Source organism: Chloroflexus sp., from assembly GCF_049970315.1.
In the GTDB taxonomy this organism is placed as follows: domain Bacteria; phylum Chloroflexota; class Chloroflexia; order Chloroflexales; family Chloroflexaceae; genus Chloroflexus.
On the sequence record NZ_JBMFNE010000002.1, the window covers coordinates 51,609 to 69,029 of the forward strand.

Annotated in this window: 13 protein-coding genes and 1 pseudogene; 10 read left to right on the forward strand and 4 right to left on the reverse strand. The window is 54.8% G+C overall.

The genetic code is table 11. From position 1 onward, the window contains the following. The 4 genes from ACP5OT_RS01515 to ACP5OT_RS01530 all read left to right on the forward strand — a co-directional run bounded on the left by ACP5OT_RS01515 (nt 1) and on the right by ACP5OT_RS01530 (nt 2,286). Nucleotides 1–549: an NUDIX hydrolase gene (locus ACP5OT_RS01515; RefSeq protein ID WP_424674662.1), complete on the forward strand. Its 549-nt coding sequence runs from the start codon at nt 1–3 to the stop codon at nt 547–549. A gap of 83 nt (nt 550–632) precedes the next feature. Continuing rightward, the gene (trmB, locus tag ACP5OT_RS01520) at nt 633–1,307 is read left to right on the forward strand and encodes a tRNA (guanine(46)-N(7))-methyltransferase TrmB (protein WP_424674661.1); all 675 of its coding nucleotides are present in this window, start codon (nt 633–635) and stop codon (nt 1,305–1,307) included. A gap of 32 nt (nt 1,308–1,339) precedes the next feature. Next, nucleotides 1,340–1,600, forward strand: coding sequence for a YkgJ family cysteine cluster protein (locus ACP5OT_RS01525; RefSeq protein WP_424674660.1), 261 nt, complete (start codon nt 1,340–1,342; stop codon nt 1,598–1,600). A 272-nt stretch (nt 1,601–1,872) separates the two neighbouring features. Further along, the gene (locus ACP5OT_RS01530; protein WP_424674659.1) at nt 1,873–2,286 is read left to right on the forward strand and encodes a hypothetical protein; all 414 of its coding nucleotides are present in this window, start codon (nt 1,873–1,875) and stop codon (nt 2,284–2,286) included. 152 nt (nt 2,287–2,438) lie between these two features. Here the strand turns inward: ACP5OT_RS01530 and ACP5OT_RS01535 are convergent. Continuing rightward, nucleotides 2,439–3,053, reverse strand: a pseudogene (locus ACP5OT_RS01535) (LrgB family protein). Nucleotides 3,054–3,062: 9 nt separating this feature from the next. Further along, nucleotides 3,063–3,401, reverse strand: coding sequence for a CidA/LrgA family protein (locus tag ACP5OT_RS01540; protein ID WP_424674658.1), 339 nt, complete (start codon nt 3,399–3,401; stop codon nt 3,063–3,065). A gap of 114 nt (nt 3,402–3,515) precedes the next feature. Here ACP5OT_RS01540 and der point away from each other — a divergent pair, with 114 nt between their 5' ends. The 6 genes from der (at nt 3,516) to ACP5OT_RS01570 (ending at nt 14,442) form a co-directional block, all read left to right on the forward strand. Next, a complete protein-coding gene (gene der / locus ACP5OT_RS01545) occupies nt 3,516–4,865 on the forward strand; it encodes a ribosome biogenesis GTPase Der (RefSeq protein WP_424674657.1) in 1,350 nt (449 codons plus the stop codon). Between the two features lie 135 nt (nt 4,866–5,000). After that, complete coding sequence (gene glgX, locus ACP5OT_RS01550) at nt 5,001–7,163, forward strand: glycogen debranching protein GlgX (protein WP_424674656.1); 2,163 nt, start codon at nt 5,001–5,003, stop codon at nt 7,161–7,163. A 198-nt stretch (nt 7,164–7,361) separates the two neighbouring features. Next, nucleotides 7,362–10,103, forward strand: coding sequence for a PAS domain-containing protein (locus ACP5OT_RS01555; RefSeq protein ID WP_428131136.1), 2,742 nt, complete (start codon nt 7,362–7,364; stop codon nt 10,101–10,103). A 92-nt stretch (nt 10,104–10,195) separates the two neighbouring features. Continuing rightward, nucleotides 10,196–10,801, forward strand: coding sequence for a DJ-1/PfpI family protein (locus tag ACP5OT_RS01560; protein ID WP_424674654.1), 606 nt, complete (start codon nt 10,196–10,198; stop codon nt 10,799–10,801). Between the two features lie 251 nt (nt 10,802–11,052). Continuing rightward, nucleotides 11,053–13,929: a VWA domain-containing protein gene (locus ACP5OT_RS01565; protein ID WP_428131138.1), complete on the forward strand. Its 2,877-nt coding sequence runs from the start codon at nt 11,053–11,055 to the stop codon at nt 13,927–13,929. Nucleotides 13,930–14,094: 165 nt separating this feature from the next. Further along, nucleotides 14,095–14,442 carry a hypothetical protein gene (locus ACP5OT_RS01570; protein ID WP_424674652.1) on the forward strand — a complete coding sequence of 116 codons (348 nt, stop codon included), beginning with the start codon at nt 14,095–14,097 and terminating at the stop codon, nt 14,440–14,442. A gap of 25 nt (nt 14,443–14,467) precedes the next feature. Here ACP5OT_RS01570 and ACP5OT_RS01575 read toward each other — a convergent pair whose 3' ends face one another. Together ACP5OT_RS01575 and ACP5OT_RS01580 are read right to left on the reverse strand one after the other, a co-directional pair. Beyond that, nucleotides 14,468–15,085, reverse strand: coding sequence for a 3'-5' exonuclease (locus ACP5OT_RS01575; RefSeq protein WP_428131140.1), 618 nt, complete (start codon nt 15,083–15,085; stop codon nt 14,468–14,470). Between the two features lie 178 nt (nt 15,086–15,263). Beyond that, complete coding sequence (locus ACP5OT_RS01580) at nt 15,264–17,405, reverse strand: BMP family lipoprotein (RefSeq protein ID WP_424674650.1); 2,142 nt, start codon at nt 17,403–17,405, stop codon at nt 15,264–15,266. Between the last annotated feature and the right edge of the window lie 16 nt (nt 17,406–17,421).

Below are 17,421 nucleotides of genomic sequence, written 5' to 3' on the forward strand. Positions count from 1 at the left end.
ATGCCACCATGGCAATTACGCAAACGGGAAGTCATTTTACACCAGCCACCATTTTTGACAGTCGAACGCCATCACGTCGTTCTTCCCGATGGTCGTGAGATTCCGGATTGGCAGTGGATTATCACACCGGAATATGTGAATGTCGTCGCAATCACACCTGACCATCGGTTTGTTCTCTTTCGGCAGGAGAAATACGCGGTCGAGGGTTTATCGCTGGCGCCGGTCGGGGGCTATCTTGAACCCGGGGAAGACCCATTGGGAGCAGCACAACGCGAACTCCGCGAAGAGAGTGGCTATATTGCGAGTGATTGGGAACATCTCGGTCGTTATGCGGTAGACGGGAATCGCGGCGCCGGTGTAGCCCATCTGTACTTAGCGCGTGGCGCGACATTCGTGGGTAAAGGCGCGAGCGATGATCTTGAAGCGCAGGAATTGGTTTTGTTGACGGTCGATGAGGTACGGCAGGCACTCGCTGCTGGTGAGTTTAAGGTGTTGGCATGGGCAACAGTCGTCGCCCTGGCCTTGTTGCGCTTACCAGAGTATAGCTAATTTCACATCTCTGCGTTCTTTGCGTTCTTTGCGTTCTTTGCGTTCTTTGCGTTCTTTGCGTTTATGTCTTAAGTGTTACCGATATGGGTCGAGGTCGTTATCCTGCACGTTTAAAGGTCACAGTACCACCACCGGAGATAGCTGAACGCTATTATCGTTCGTGGTCGGCCCACGAACTCTATCACTATCCTGCCCGCTTTCCGTTGCTGAATGCTGAGAGTCTGTTTGGGCGTAATGCACCGCTGACTCTTGAGTTGGGTTGTGCAACCGGTGAATACATCTGCACCTTGGCCGCAGCACAGCCAGATGCCTGTTTTGTTGGGGTTGATATTGTTGCCAAACCGCTGTACCGAGCGGTGGAACGAGTAGTTGAGTTAGGTTTAGAGAATATCATCTTTCTGCACGCCGATGCACGTCTCCTCTACCAGCGTATTCCCGATCGCGCCTTGACGGCGATCATTCTTCACTTTCCACCGCCGCTGTTACGCAACCGACAACGCAATCAACTACTCGTTTCGGCGCAGATGCTGGGCTGCGCTGAGCGTGCGCTCGTACCGGGTGGGTATCTCAGTTTTCTGACCGATCATCCAGACCTCTTCACCCTGATGCAAGAATTGCTGCCCGCCTTCCCGCAGTTGCGTGGATTACCCGCTTCACCAAGTGAGTTGGCCGTGTTCGAGTCACATTATCACCGACGTTGGGCAGCACGGGGGCGAGAGATTCGTGGGTTACGGATCGAGCGTATCGCGGAGGAGTAACATCGTGCTGATCGGTGCGCGAGGAGCCTGCGATGGAATGTCGAGTTGGTTGTGGCGCGTGTTGTATCGCCCCTTCGATCTCGTCACCGATACCGGGTATGCCGAATGGCAAGCCTGCCGGTGTGCGCTGTGTTCAGTTAACCACCGACAATCGCTGTGCGTTGTATGGTAAACCCGAACGTCCGGCAATCTGTGTTCGTCTACGACCATATCCCGACATGTGCGGTAACGATGCTGATGAAGCACTTCGCTTGCTGGCTGCACTCGAGTTATCAACGCAACCTGAAAGATGACTGAAATGTTATCAAGTGCGGCCGGTTTTGCAACCTAATCGTCGTGATTTGCGTTATTATTGCAGAAACACAAAGATCGCTGCTGTTTACCCCCCGTGGAAAGGTTCTTGTAACAAAATTGGGGTATGATACATGTGGGGGACAGGCAGGCGATTAACGCACACCGCAGTGCGCGCTACCAACCCAAGGGATTCTGTTTATGGATGTCGAAGCGGGCCGGTTCGGTGCGGCATAGAGCACATCGGATCGACATCCCGGGAAAGGAAGCCGCAGTGATTGACTTCGATCTAGAAAGTTTGAGCATACCTGAGCTCGAACGACTGCGGGACGCAATTAATCAGCGCCTGCTGCAACTGCGTTACAGTACGCCGCGCTCGTTGCCGGAACTGTTGCGCATGTTGGAGGAGGTCAAGGTCGTCCTGAGCGATCAGGGCAAGGAGTGGCGCTCGCTTGAGCGTTGGCAATGGATGGACGGCCAGATTCGTTTCTGGCTTAATCCGGCCGACCAAGTCCATTATCGGCCGGGATGGTATACAATTGACGAACTCATCCTCTGGTCGCAGGATCGTGGGCCGGTCCTCGTCCCGCAGGAGGAAGAGGAAGAAGAGCTTGAGGGCTGGACGGAGATCAACGGTGTACGTATCCGTTGGTTGCCGGATGGTACGATGGAGCGGATCGAGGGTTAGTACAACCTGCTTGCTATCCGCATGCAATGGCTTGATGAAGCGGGATGAGAGTGCGGTTGTTCCCCTCTGCCTTCTATCGCCGAATAGAGGCAGGTAAGCGTTCCATCTTACCTGCCTCGTCCTCCATCCATACGCAGCTCTCATAATCCGAGTCAGTGTGCCAGCAATGGCACGAGGAGCGACGTTAGTGCGCCGTTTAACCCCATTGCCAAACCGGCTAAGGCTCCCGCTTCACTACTAAATTGTAGTGAGCGTGCAGTGCCCGGACCGTGCGATGCTAAGCCTGGGGCAAAGCCTCATTCACTATCATCGTGGATACCTGCCAAGCCGAGCCGCTCCCAGCCAAACAGCGCCTCCACCATACCGGTAACGATGACAATGACGGCCGTCAGTGAGGGTAGGCCGCCTAGTTGTTCGGCAATACCCATCGCAATGGACGTCGTAATCGATTTGGGTGCGAGGGAACGTACTGTTGCTTCAGATAGTCCCATAAGCCGTTTCGTAGAGCGGAATAGCCAGCGCAACCGTCGCCGGTCCAAGCAGAAAGTGAACGAACTGGGCTCCATCGAAGTAGGTGGCATACGGAGTGTCGGTGACAAGCAAGATACCGACCAGCATATTGATAAGAGAACAGGATTGAGGAACGGGGGTGAACCCAATCTGCGGCTGATAATCGTCATCAGGCGATAGATGGTGATGGTCGTGGTGAGCCAGAGGAGTGGAGTTTGGGCTAAATATACCCAGATCGAAAAAATTCGGTCATCCATACGTGTGGATCACTTCCTCCGGTACAGCCGATGGACGGTCAGGCCGGTTACGAGTAGCGTAATTGTCGTTGAGACGATAATTGCGGCGAATAACGGCAATCCTTCGCGAATGAGCAACGGTATATGCACGATAACCCCAACCCCGGCAGGGACGAACAGCAGGGGAAGGTGGGTGAGCAGTCCGTGGGCAGTGGTGCTGAGTTGGGGTGGTGGTCCACCGCGCCAGCGTAAAATGGCAAAGAGCAACAGCATACCGACTACCGGGCCGGGTACCGGTAGTCGAAGCCCACGACTAATCACTTCACCGATCAGTTGGCAGAGTAAAATCCCAAGCAGTGCATCGATCATAGCAAAAACTCCGTCGGACGATGGCCGCATTACGATGAATACTATGCAACGTCTATCCCGACACCTACTATAATAGAAAGCGAGGACGCACAGGATTGGCGTCCGGGAGGAGTTATGCCAAAACCGATTGTGGCCATTGTGGGCCGTCCGAATGTAGGAAAATCAACCTTCTTCAACCGCTTGATCGGCGAGCGACGGGCGATTGTGGAAGATATTCCCGGTACCACCCGTGACCGGCTGTACGGTGATGCTTTCTGGAATGGACGTGAGTTTACCGTTGTTGATACTGCCGGTCTTCTATTTGGTGACGAAGATCCTTCTTTGCCTGAAGCGGAGATCGCTCGTCGTACCCGTGCCCAAGCCGAACACGCGATTGCCGAGGCCGACGCGATCATCTTTATGGTCGACGGGTGTGATGGTCTGACGACGGCTGATGCCGATGTAGCCGATATTTTGCGTACAACTGCAAAGCCGGTTGTGTTGGCGGTGAACAAATGCGATAGCCAAGAGCGCATGCTCGATGCAGTTGAGTTCTATGCGCTGAATCTGGGAGATCCGATCCCAATGAGTGCCTTCCACGGGCTTGGTACCGGCGATGTTCTCGACCGCTTGACCGAGTATTTTCCGCCCAAGACATTCGAGGAGGATGAGGAGCGCCATCTGCGAGTGGCGATTGTTGGTCGCCCCAATGTTGGTAAGTCTTCGTTGCTGAATCGTCTGCTCGGCAAAGAGCGCAGTGTGGTCAGTCCAATTCCCGGTACGACGCGCGATCCGATTGATACTACGATTACCTACCACGGCGAACCGATTACCCTGATTGATACCGCCGGGATTCGGCGTGCCGGTAAAATTGAGCGCGGGATCGAGAAATACAGTGTCTTACGCACCTTGCGTGCAATCGAGCGGTGCGATGTTGCGATGTTACTCATCGATGCAACCGAAGGCGTTACCGCTCAAGATACCCACATTGCCGGCATGGTGCTCGAAGCGAAAAAAGGCTTGATCCTGGTGGTCAATAAGTGGGATGCGATCACCAAAGATTCGCAAACCTACTACGAATATGAACACCGAGTACGCGAAGCGTTTAAGTTTGTCGACTATGCACCGATCGTCTTTATCTCGGCATTGACCGGTCAGCGGGTCGGTCATTTGCTCGATTATGCCCGTGAGATCTACGCTCAGCGTCAGAAACGGGTACCGACGAGCGAACTGAACAACTTTTTGCGTGAGGTGGTTGTCCAACAGCCGCCGATGGCTGTCAAGAAGGGTGCCCATCTCCGTTTATACTACGCAGTACAGCCCCAAACTGAGCCACCGGTGTTTCTCTTCTTCGCTAACGATAGCGAATTGGTTCACTGGTCGTATGCCCGTTATCTTGAGAATCGTCTACGCGAACGCTATGGTTTTCAGGGTACACCGATTGTCATCGTCTTCCGCTCGCGTGAGCGTAAGGAGGAGCGTTAATTCGGTAGGGTTGTTACCTCTAACTTCGTGCGATGTTTATCAGGGTTTGAGATGAGTCCTATCGCAAGGTAGCGTGCAGGTGGCAATTGCTGTCCAGTCTGCACGCTACCAGTGTTTATCTAGGGGAGGATTTGCGTGCGAATTACCGATGTTTGGCCAGGTCGTCCGTATCCGCTTGGGGCAACGTGGGACGGTGAAGGTGTAAACTTCGCGATCTTCTCAGCGCACGCGACGCGCGTTGAGTTGTGTCTGTTTGATCGTCTTGATGCACTGCATGAGGCTGTGCGTATCACTCTTCCCGAACGGTCGGCTGATGTCTGGCACGGCTATATTCCGGGATTACGTCCAGGTCAGCTCTATGGGTATCGTGTATACGGTCCCTATACCCCGCAACAGGGCCATCGCTTCAACCCGTATAAGCTCTTGATCGACCCGTATGCCCGTGCGTTGGCGGGTCAATTGCGGTGGGATAAGGCCAATTACGGTTATCGCGTTGATAGTCCGTATGGTGATTTGACCATCGGCAAGCGTGATAGTGCACCCTACGTGCCTCGCTCAGTTGTGATCGATCCGCAATTCGATTGGGGCAATGATCGACCACCGGATATTCCACTGGCCGATTCGGTGATCTATGAGCTGCACGTGAAAGGCTTTACCAAACTGCATCCCGCCGTGCCAGAAGCATTGCGTGGGACGTATGCCGGTCTGGCGACACCGGCCGTGATTGACTATCTGAAGGAATTGGGGATCACGGCGGTTGAACTCTTGCCGGTGCAAGCGTTTATTACCGATCAGTTCCTTACCGATCGCGGTCTTACGAACTACTGGGGCTACCAACCGATCAATTACTTCAGCCCTGAACCGCGTTATGCCAGCCAGAGCGACCCACAAGCTCAAGTCAATGAATTCAAAGCGATGGTCAAAGCCCTGCACGCTGCCGGCATCGAAGTCATTATCGATGTCGTCTACAACCACACCGGCGAGGGTAACCATCTCGGCCCAACGCTCAGCTTTCGTGGCATTGATAATGCCTCATACTATCGGCTTGTCCCCGATCAGCCACGGTTCTATCTCGACGATACCGGTACCGGCAATAGTCTTAATATGAACAATCCACGTGCCTTGCAGATGGTCCTCGACTCGCTCCGTTATTGGGTGACCGAGATGCACGTCGACGGGTTTCGGTTTGATCTCGCCCGCACGCTCGTTCGTGGCCCGGCCGGTTCTGAACAACCTAGCCTGTTCTTGACCATGGTGCAGCACGACCCGGTGTTACAGCGCGTGAAACTCATCGCCGAACCGTGGGATGTTGGCTTTGATGGCTACTGGGTTGGTCGCTTTCCACCACCATGGGCCGAATGGAATGGTCGTTATCGTGATACGGTACGACGATTTTGGAAGGGTGATCCCGGTCAGGCTGCCGAATTTGCTTCGCGGTTTATGGGTTCGATGGATCTCTACCATCACAACGGGCGTCGGCCGTATCACTCGATCAACTTCGTCACTGCGCACGATGGTTTTACACTGCGCGATCTGGTTTCGTACAATGAGAAGCATAACGAGGCCAATGGTGAAGAGAACCGCGACGGCGACTCATACAACAACTCGTGGAATTGCGGTGTTGAGGGACCAACCGATGACCCGGACATTCGCGCACTGCGGTTGAGGCAGATGATGAACTTTATCGCTACGCTCTTCCTCTCGCAGGGGACACCGATGGTGCTGGCAGGTGATGAACGTGGGCGAACGCAGCAGGGTAATAACAATGCGTACTGCCAAGACAACTCGATTTCGTGGGTGGATTGGCAATCCGACCCTGAGGCCGAGCTGCTGTTGACGTTTACCCGTCGTCTGATCGCGTTCCGTCGTGAGCATCCCGTTTTGCGCCGACGCCGCTTCTTTGTCGGTCATCTTGCGAATGCTGAGTATGACGTCGAATGGTTAAGCCCGGATGGGCAAGAGGTGAGTGCTGAATTGTGGCAGCAGCCCGATTTGCACTGTATTGGGGTGTTGTTGAACGGCGCCGTCATTGATGATCGCACCGAAGACGGTAAACCCATGCGTGACGATGTATTGCTCGTGTTGATCAATGCCGGCAACGAGGAGGTGCCGTTTATCTTACCTGACTGGCCTGACGATGCTGAATGGCACGTTGTCATTGATACCGCACATCCCGATTTGCACGAACCGGTGCGGGTAACAGATCAGTTGTACCACATTAAGCCACGTGCGCTGGCGGCATTGATTGAGCGGATCGAACGGGATCCGCCGGTTCACATCGACCAAACAACCTTGTAGTACCGTTTGGTGGATGGGTCATATCGGGCTATTCGGTAGGGGTATAGTATTGTTATACCCCTTGTTAATTGTGCATACCTGATAAAAGAATCCACATCAATTCGAGCAAAAATGGTATCATACCACTAGCACAATTCCTTGTAGTAAGCAACAGGTGGTTTCAAGCATACGTACCAACTGGTTAAGGAATTGGGATTCATGGAGCATTCCGCACCCCCGTCTGCTTCCGAGCACTCGGCGCAAGAAACCGAACTCGCTCAGCAAATTGCCGATTTGCAAGCAGAAATTACCCGATTGCGCACCCAAAACCGGTTTCTCCTCGCTGCTGTTAACGAAATGGCGAGTGGGATGATCGTGACCGATGCCGGTGCTGATCAGCCAATTGTGTTCGTCAACCGGGCATTCAGCACGATTACCGGCTATGCTCCCAATGAGGTTCTTGGCCGTAACTGCCGTTTTCTGCAAGGTCCACAGACCGACGCGGCAACGGTGGATCGGCTACGCGAGGCGATTGCGGCGGCGCACCCAATTCAGGAGCGTATCCTCAATTATCGCAAAGATGGGCAACCGTTTTGGAATCAGCTTTCGATCAGTCCAGTACGCGACGAGACCGGGAATGTTGTCGCGTTTGTCGGTGTGCAAACTGATATAACGGCACAGGTTGCCGTTGAGCAGGCGCTTGCCGAACGTGAACAATTACTGCGCGCTGTGGGGAAGATGGCAAGCGTAGGTGGCTGGGAGCTTGATCTGGCAACGGGAACAATGGTTTGGTCGGAGGAGATGTTTGCTATTCACGAGTTGCCGGTCGGTGACATACCACCATCTCCTGAGTTGATAGATTTCTACCCTGCCGAAGTACATCATCTGATCAGTGAAGTGTATGAACGGTGCCTTGCCACCGGGGCCGAATGGGATCTCGCCTTACCGTTTCGGACAGCAAAAGGCAATCTCCGTTGGGTGCGTTCGATCGGCCAGCCGGTCTGGGAGAATGGGCGCATAGTCAAGCTGCGCGGTACGTTTCAAGATATTACCCGCACCAAAGAAAATGAGCTAGCACTTCGTGCGAGCGAACAGCGCTATCGCATGCTGGCCGACATGCTACCAGGTACCATCGTGTTGATGTTCAACACCGATCTCCGCCTTACGCTAGCTGCCGGTCCTGAATTAGCTCGCTTTGGCGTCACTTCAGCACAGCTTGAAGGTCGCTTGTTGCCTGATCTGCTTCCTGAACCGTACTGTTCAAAATTACTATCCCTGTGTCATGAGGTCTTGAACGGTGCGACGCATCGCATCGATTATCCTATCGATGATCAAGTGTTTGATACCGTCTTACTTCCCGTCGAGATCACACCAGGGCAAATTAGTGGTGGTCTGATTGTTGGTCGGAATATTACCGTCGAGCGACAGATCGCAACCGATTTACTGCGCGCCAAAGAAGCTGCTGAGCAGGCCGAACGTGCTCGAACCTCGTTTCTTGCCGCGATCAGCCACGAAATGCGGACACCGTTGAATGCGGTTATTACGAGTACGGAGGTCTTGTTGCGAGGAGGCTTGACCGACAAGCAGCGCGACTTCATCGAGACAATTCGGATCGGGAGTGAATCGCTCCTAACTCTTATCAATAATGTGCTTGACTTTTCCAAACTGGAGGCGGGGCAGGTAGAGCTAGAGCCCAAACCGACCGATCTGCGGGCAATTATCATGGCTGTGTGTGAGTTGTTTCGCCGCGAGGCCGTGCGAAAAGGCTTGCACATGGGTGTCAGAATCGATCCCGCGCTTCCAGCGTTAGTCATCGTTGATGGGATGCGAGTACGCCAAATCGTGACAAATCTGGTCAGTAATGCAATAAAGTTCACCGATCATGGGAGTGTCTCGATAACAGTTGATCTGCTTGATGTCGCCGATGACCGGTGTCAAGTAGCGATCAGGGTGAGTGATACCGGTATTGGGATCACATCCGAACATCTGCCCAGGCTCTTCCAGCCGTTTATCCGGTATCGTAGCGAACAAGTACGGCGTGATGGGGCCAGGTTGGGTTTGGCGATCAGTGCTCAATTGGCTTCCCTGATGGGTGGTGAGCTACGGGCCGATAGTCGTTTGGGCGAGGGTTCAATCTTTACTCTTAGCTTACCAATGCAACGTGTGGTAGCGCCGGTAGAACCGTTGAAGTCGGTAGGATCACCCTCGTCTGTTCAGACACCAGCACTGCACGTCTTAGTGGCCGAGGATAACGAGATCAACCAGCAAGTGGCGTTGCATCTTCTACGGGTCTTGGGGCATCACGTGACGGTAGTTGCGAATGGTCGTGAAGCTTTACATGCCGTCCAACATGGCCAGTTTGATGTTGTGCTAATGGATCTACAAATGCCGGAAATGAACGGGGAAGAAGCGACGCGCCACATTCGTGCGCTTGGCAATCGCATCCGGCAACCACGGATTATTGCTCTCACCGCCTATGCCTTTGCCGGTATCCGTGAGCGTTGCCTGGCAGCCGGTATGGACGGTTTTCTTAATAAACCGGTTCGTTTACAAGATCTTCGCGATGCCTTACATCCACCCACCGACCGACGTGATCAGATAGTCCATAGTACCGCTACAGATGAGGAGCTGGTGATCGATAGGGCAATGTTCAACGAGCTGTTGGCCGCACTCGGTGGTGATCAGATCGAAATAAGACGCACAACCTGTGAGCTGATCCGACACGAGTTCCAACAACAGCTCGATCAGGTAACTGTGGCCATTGCCCGGCGTGATCGTGAACAAGTACGACAGATAGCCCATCGTCTGAAAGGCGGTGCTCGTCAAGTTGGGGCCGTGCTGGTGGCAGCCGCAGCGCAGGCGCTCGAACGTGCAGCTACCACCGATCAGCCGCTTGAAGACTGCTTGAGCGGTCTCCAGCAGGCGGTCGCCGAAACGCTGCGCGTATTGCAGGTTGGTTGACCGTTCCCTTGAACTGTGCTACAGTAAAGTTATCGCAGCTCGCAATATACTGACAGAGTGGTCAGCCGGTCATATATCAAGAGGAGTAGTGTATGGCGAAGAAAATTCTCTTCCTCGTCGGCGATTATGTCGAAGATTACGAGGTCATGGTGCCGTTCCAAGCACTTGCCGCTCTCGGCTATCAGGTGCATGCCGTCTGCCCCGGTAAGAAAGCCGGCGAATTCGTGCGCACGGCAGTTCACGATTTTGAAGGCGATCAGACCTACAGTGAGAAGCGGGGTCACAACTTTGTCCTTAACAAGACTTTTGATGAGGTGAATGAACACGAATACGATGCCCTGGTCATTCCTGGTGGTCGCGCACCGGAATACATTCGACTCAACCCGCGTGTGCTCGAAATTGCCCGCCACTTTTTCACCGCCAATAAGCCGGTGGCAGCGATCTGTCACGGTTTACAAGTACTGGCAGCGGCCGGCGTCTTGAACGGTCGTCGCTGCACCGCGTATGCAGCAGTTGGCCCTGATCTGCCGTTAATTGGTGCTGAGTATCACGAACTTCCCGCCGATCAGGCGATCACCGACGGCAATTTGGTCACTGCACCGGCATGGCCGGCACACCCGGCATGGCTGGCGCAGTTCCTGAAAGTGTTGGGGGCTAAGATCGAGATTGAGCCGCAAACTGAGCCGGTCACTGCATAGTGATACGCTTTGTACCGCATGGTTTGCCCTGAGACGCGGACCAAGGAGATGCCATACCTCCTTGATCCGCGTCTTGTTTGCGCAGCAAACGGCAGAATAAGCGATTGTTTTAGGCTGTGCAGTGGAACCTGAACAACGGTAGCTACGTCTCAGAAAAGAAGTGAGGTTTTGTCTTGTCAACGCGGCTCATTATCGGTACAATGCCAATACATTCCATATTCAGGTAAGTATCTACCGGCGGACGGATGCCTATGCCCTATATCTCGTTCATCTACCCCGAAGCGTTGTGGTTACTCATCATACCGGTTGTGATGATTGCGGTCGCGCTGTTAGGCCCGCGCCGCTTATCACCAATGCGGTTCTGGGGTAGCTTGATCGTGCGAACCTTGATAGCGGTATTCCTGGTGTTTGCCTTTGCCGGCATTCAATTTGTGCGTCCGGTTGACCGACTTACGACTGTTTTTTTACTCGATGGCAGCGACTCAATGCCGGCATCGACCCGTGCTCAGGCCGAAGCCTTTATCCGTGCGGCGTTGCAAGAGATGCCGCCGGACGATCAAGCGGCAATCGTTGTCTTCGGTGGTAATGCCTTGGTTGAACGAGCCCCCGATAGTGATCGACGATTAGGACGCATTACTTCAATTCCCATCACTAACCGTACTAACATTGAAGCCGCCATTCAACTAGGCATGGCATTATTCCCCGCCGACTCGCAAAAGCGGCTCGTGTTGCTCTCTGATGGTGGCGAAAATAGTGGGCGGGCGATTGATGTGGCCCGTTTGGCGGCTAGTCGTGGTATTCCTATTGACATTGTCGATCTGACCCTCGTCGAGACCGATGCAGAAGCATTGGTGGCCAGCGTTGAAGCGCCGAATAGTGTCCGCGATGGTCAAGAGGCGTTGATCGTGGCAACTGTCGAGAGCACGGTAGCGCAGCGTGCAACGGTGCGCCTGATCGATGATGTTGGGGTCGTCGCGGAACGTGAACTCGATCTCAGACCCGGTGCGACACGGGTTGAATTCGTGGTTCCGATTAAGGGAAGTGGTTTCCAACGCTATCGGGTGCAAGTCGAGACTGCGCAAGATGGGCGGGTACAGAATAATGAAGCAGCAGCCTTAATTCGGGTCCAAGGGCCGCCGCGCGTCTTGTTGGTGGCACGCAACGCCACCGATGCTCGTCCGTTAGCGACGGCGCTTACTGCAGCCGATATTGTGGCCGAGATTATTGCGCCGGAGGCTGCCCCACGTTCGTTGGCCGATCTCAGCACTTACGATGCGTTGGTATTAGTAAATACACCTGCGCGGGCATTGCCGGTTGGGCTGATGCAGGCTATCCCCGGTTATGTGCGCGATCTCGGTCGTGGTTTGTTGATGATCGGTGGGGAAGAAAGTTTTGGCGTCGGTGGCTATGGTCGTACTGCGGTCGAAGAGGTATTGCCGGTCTATATGGACGTTCGCAACCGTGAGCTACGGCCCGATCTGGCAATTGTGTTTGTGATCGATAAGTCAGGCTCGATGGATGCTTGTCATTGTGCCAATCCCGATCGCGGCGGCCCCATTACCTCTTCGACCGAGCGAAAAATTGATATTGCCAAAGATGCAGTGGTGCAAGCGACGGCATTGCTCAGTCCACAAGATACGGTCGGGGTGGTGACGTTCGACGGCGCCGCTTTTCCGACGTTTGCCGCTACCCGCGGGGCTACGGTTGAACAAGTGATTGATGCAGTGTCCGGCGTTGAGCCGCGCGGACCGACTAATATTCGCGCCGGTCTGCTGCGCGCCGAAGAGATGCTCCAGCAGGTCGATGCCCGTATTAAGCACATGATTTTGCTGACCGATGGTTGGGGGAGCGGTGGTGATCAGCTCGATATTGCGGCTCGTCTGCGTGAACAGGGAATTACATTGACTGTGGTGGCAGCGGGAAGTGGTTCGGCAACCTATCTGCAACAGTTGGCGGCTGAAGGTGGTGGTCGGTATTATCCGGCGGCTGATATGGCTGATGTACCGCAAATCTTCGTCCAAGAGACCATTACGGCGATTGGTAATTACATCGTTGAACAGCCATTTGTACCGGTACGCTACAGTAATAGCCCTATTTTGGCCGGAATTAACGCAGTTCCACCACTCTACGGTTACAACGGCAGCACGCTCAAAGATACTGCGCAGTTGATCCTGGCGACCGAAGACCAGCAACCAATACTGGCAACCTGGCAGTATGGTTTGGGACGCAGTGCGGCCTGGCTTAGCGATACCAAAGGCAAGTGGGCCCGTGATTGGTTGACATGGGACGGATTTCCACGATTCGCAGCTCAGTTAGTCGGGGATCTGACACCACGTGGTGGTTCCGATGTCCGCGCCGAGGTGACGGTTGCTGGTGGTGAGACAGTTGTGCGACTGATGACGGCTGCCGGGCAAAATGATTTGACGGTGACGGCTACGCTGATCGGTGGCGATGGTTCGCGTCGTGAAGTGCGGTTGACACAGGTTGCACCAAACCAGTATCAAGCGCGGTTAGAAAGCCCCGTGCCCGGCACGTATTTAGTGCAAATTGCCGGCACTCGCGGTGATCGGGTGGTCGTCCAAGAGACAGCTGGAATGGTCGTTCCGTATTCTTCGGAATATCGCAGTGCTCAAGCCAACCCCGGCTTATTAGCCGAACTGGCGAATATGACCAAAGGTCGGTTTGTTGAACAACCGGCTGAGGTGTTCAGTCGGATCAATCTGGTTTTCTCGGCACAAGAGATTGCGTTGCCGCTGCTCCTATTGGCGTTGATCCTGTTGCCCATCGATATCGCCTTGCGTCGGCTGATGTTGCGGCGGAGTGATTTTGGCGCGCTCGGTACATTGGCCGGACGCTCCCAACCGGCCGGCTCAGTGCCGGTTACGCCTGATCCGGTGCTCGGACGATTGCGGTCTGTGCGTGATCAAGCTCGCCGCCAGATGGCCGGTGCCCAGCAACCGCTGACGCCACCACCGTCGGTTCCTGCGTCATCAACCTCGTCGTCGCACCCGGTAGCTCCTCCCACGTCTGCGACCGAAGATGCGCTGGCGCGTTTGCGGGCTGCTAAGGAGCGTGCGCGCCGACGAATCACCGGTGATGAAAATAACGGTGAGGGAACTACTTCGTAGGCTTACATGGTGGTATCTCCTTTTGCTCGTAACTGGCGGTAGCAACTAATACAGTGCTGGTTCGTTTGTGGTGCGAGTAGTCGCTCGGCATTTGCATAACGTGTTGGGCAACCGACCTTGCCGAGCTAAGCTTGCGTCGGTTTGTAGTCAGCTAAGGGTGGAGTGATGAGCATCGCACATAACGCGACGGTACCGCAGCGGAACTGGCTCGGCCGATTAGTATTAGCCCTCTTGATCGGGTCGCTGGCCGGTATCCTTACGTACCTGACTGCAAGTGCCATCGGATCGGTATGGCTACTGGTGAATCAACGTGAGCTGGTCGAAGCAACCCAACAAGCTCTCCAGCAGGGAGTGATGGGGTTGGCAAATAGTAATCTGCGCACCCTACGCATGATTGCCGAGGCTCAGCAGCGGTGGAGCGCCGAGTTGAGTATATGGCTAGGGCTTGGCGTAGGATTGGTAACGGCCATTGGTACGTATATCCGGCTTGAGTTAAACGCCGGTGCATCATAATGTAGTTTCTGTTCAGAATTCACGCCTATTTTTCTTCCCACTGCCAAAGTTCATTCGGCAAATCGAGCACAAACGGTGACGGTTGATCGGCATCGGCGCATACCAGGAGGGCGCACATTGCACGGCTACACCCAACATAAAACAGGCGGCGCTCCTGTTCGATCATCTCGTCTCGTTCTTCCGGTGGTAAATGCTCGAAACTATGCGGCAAATGGTCTTGCGCTAACCGCAGCACCGCCACAAATGGAAACTCAAGCCCCTTGGCCGAATGGATGGTCATTACCTTCACCACCGGCTTACAGAGATCGATCTGCCTCTTTTCGGTAAGTTCTGCCGACAACCCGATCTTTTGTAATTCATCACAGATCTGCTGGGCTACCTGCCGGCTATGGCAGAGTACGGCACCGGCGTGAATGGGCAAGCGCCACTGGCGGGCTGCGGTCATCAAGAAATCGCGGATGGCGATAGCCTCTTCGCTAACGGAGCGGCAACATCGCACGACCGGACGGTGGCCTTCGTGGATGGCGTCGATTGAGATGTGGCCGTCGGTTTGATTGAGAATAGCAGCGCACGCCATCGCAATTTGGTCTGTGTTACGATAGTTGCGGCGCAAGATGTAGCTCCGTCCACGCACTTGCAACATGGTATCGATATGTTGCCATGCAAAACCGCGTTGGTACAATGACTGCGCAGCATCTGCTGTTAAATAAATTGACGCTCAAAAGTTATGGGGCAAGCTAGTTTTGATAATTATAAAAACAACCATCACGACTCTGCAAAGCAGGGTCGTGATGGTTGTGTCCTACTAAACCGGTTTAGATTTAGGGTCGGAACGGCTGCGGTTCTGGAATGGTCGCCGGATCGAGATCACCACTGACCGGATCGACGCCGGTTGTCAACTCACCCTTGGTCAGGGCGGCAAGAATCTCCTCCATCCGGCGCTTGACCGCATCAGGTACATCATCGGCGGTGTCGTGATAGTCGGCGTAACCGATACCACCGTTCGCTGCCTCGTACATCGCGATACCGTTCCCTTTGAAGGTACCGTTCACAACCGCCTTGATTTGATCGTAGACGGCAACATCAACCCGCTTCAATGCCGAGGTCAGTAACCGGTCGGCACCGGGGGCGGTACCACGGGCGAATGTCGTAAAGTATTCATCTTGATCAACGCCGATCACATAGACACCACGCGCTGCGGCCTCTTTGATCGCACCGGAGCCGGTAGGTCCACCGGCGCCCATAATGACGTCTGCCCCCTCACCGATCATCTGCTGGGCCGTGCTCGCACCGAGGGCGGGGTCGATGAAGGTAGGCAGATAGACGCCGAGCAGGTTGATGTTGGGATTGACATAGCGTGCGCCGTTATCAAAGGCATTCTTGAAGCGCTTGACCGGTGGGATCTCTTGTCCGGCAACAATACCGACGGTGTTGGTCTTGGTCATCATCCCGGCCAGCGCGCCGACCAAGAAACCGGCCTGATCCTCACGGAACTGCAATCCGACCAAATTGTCGGTCACCGTGCCCGGCTCGTAGAACTGGTCGACCCCAATGAAGATAATATCAGGGTGTTCGGCGGCGAACTTCTTGGTAGCGTCGGCAATGAGGAAACCGACGGTGATGATCACATCAAAGCCCTCATCAATGAAGGTCTGAATATTCTTCTCGTAGTCGGCTTGGGCCTGCGTCTCGATGTACTTGTACTCCAGCCCAAACTCTTGCGCCGCCCGTAACGCACCGAGGTGAGCCGACTCATTAAAGGTTCCATCGTTGACTTTGCCCAGATCGGTCACCAGCGCGATCCGGGGTAGCTTGACATCTGAGGTGCGGAACGGCTGCGGTGTTGGGATAGTCGCCGGATCAACATCACCGCTGACCGGATCGACGCCGGTCGTCAGTGTGCCGTTGGTCAGCGCCGCGAGGATCTGCTCCATTCGCACCTTCACTTCAGCCGGCACGATGTTAGCAGTGTCGTGGTAATCAGCGTAGCCGATACCCCCGTTCGCCGCTTCGTACAGGGCGATACCGTTTCCTTTGAAGGTGCCGTTCACAACCGCCTTGATTTGGTCGTAGACGGCGACATCGACTCGCTTGATCGCCGATGACAGAATTTTATCGGCGCCGGGAGCCGAGCCGTTGGCAAAGGTGGTGACGTATTCGTCCTGGTCGACACCGATGACAAACACGCCACGCGCTGCCGCTTCTTTGATCGCGCCGGAGCCAGTAGGGCCGCCCGCACCGAAGATCACGTCTGCCCCCTCACCGATCATCTGTTGGGCCGTGCTCGCGCCGAGGGCGGGGTCGATGAAGGTGGGTAGATAGACACCGAGCAGGTTGATGTTGGGATTGACATAGCGTGCGCCGTTATCAAAACCGTTCTTGAAGCGCTTGACCGGTGGGATCTCTTGACCGGCAACAATACCGACGGTGTTAGTCTTGGTCATCATCCCGGCCAGGGCACCAGCCAAGAAGCCGGCCTGATCCTCACGGAACTGCAACCCGACCAAATTGTCGGTCACCGTGCCCGGCTCGTAGAACTGGTCGACGCCGATAAAGATGATGTCAGGGTGTTCGGCGGCGAACTTCTTGGTAGCGTCGGCGATGAGGAAACCGACGGTGATGATCACATCGAAACCCTCATCGACGAAGGTTTGAATGTTCTTCTCGTAGTCGGCTTGGGCCTGCGTCTCGATGTACTTGTACTCCAGCCCGAACTCTTGCGCCGCCCGCAACGCACCAAGGTGGGCAAACTCGTTAAACGTTCCATCGTTGACCTTGCCCAGATCGGTCACCAGTGCGATCCGGGGCTTGCTGGAATCTGTTGGAGCAGTAGTTGGAGCGGTGGTTGGTGCGGCTGTGGGAGCCGGTGTCGCTGTCGGTTGAGCCGTAGGCTGACCACACGCGGTCAGTACCGGCAGGAGTAGCGCGAGGAGCGCTATCAGTGTAAGAAGAGTCTTTCGCATGCTTCCTTCTCCTGAT

Excerpts from the sequence above, each read along its gene's own strand:
- ACP5OT_RS01570 (WP_424674652.1), top strand. The coding sequence starts at position 14,095 with ATGAGCATCGCACATAACGCGACGGTACCGCAGCGGAACTGGCTCGGC.
- ACP5OT_RS01560 (WP_424674654.1), top strand. The coding sequence starts at position 10,196 with ATGGCGAAGAAAATTCTCTTCCTCGTCGGCGATTATGTCGAAGATTAC.
- ACP5OT_RS01580 (WP_424674650.1), bottom strand. The coding sequence starts at position 17,405 with ATGCGAAAGACTCTTCTTACACTGATAGCGCTCCTCGCGCTACTCCTG.
- trmB (WP_424674661.1), top strand. The coding sequence starts at position 633 with ATGGGTCGAGGTCGTTATCCTGCACGTTTAAAGGTCACAGTACCACCA.
- ACP5OT_RS01575 (WP_428131140.1), bottom strand. The coding sequence starts at position 15,085 with ATGTTGCAAGTGCGTGGACGGAGCTACATCTTGCGCCGCAACTATCGT.
- ACP5OT_RS01555 (WP_428131136.1), top strand. The coding sequence starts at position 7,362 with ATGGAGCATTCCGCACCCCCGTCTGCTTCCGAGCACTCGGCGCAAGAA.
- der (WP_424674657.1), top strand. The coding sequence starts at position 3,516 with ATGCCAAAACCGATTGTGGCCATTGTGGGCCGTCCGAATGTAGGAAAA.
- ACP5OT_RS01565 (WP_428131138.1), top strand. The coding sequence starts at position 11,053 with ATGCCCTATATCTCGTTCATCTACCCCGAAGCGTTGTGGTTACTCATC.
- ACP5OT_RS01540 (WP_424674658.1), bottom strand. The coding sequence starts at position 3,401 with ATGATCGATGCACTGCTTGGGATTTTACTCTGCCAACTGATCGGTGAA.
- ACP5OT_RS01515 (WP_424674662.1), top strand. The coding sequence starts at position 1 with ATGCCACCATGGCAATTACGCAAACGGGAAGTCATTTTACACCAGCCA.
- ACP5OT_RS01525 (WP_424674660.1), top strand. The coding sequence starts at position 1,340 with ATGGAATGTCGAGTTGGTTGTGGCGCGTGTTGTATCGCCCCTTCGATC.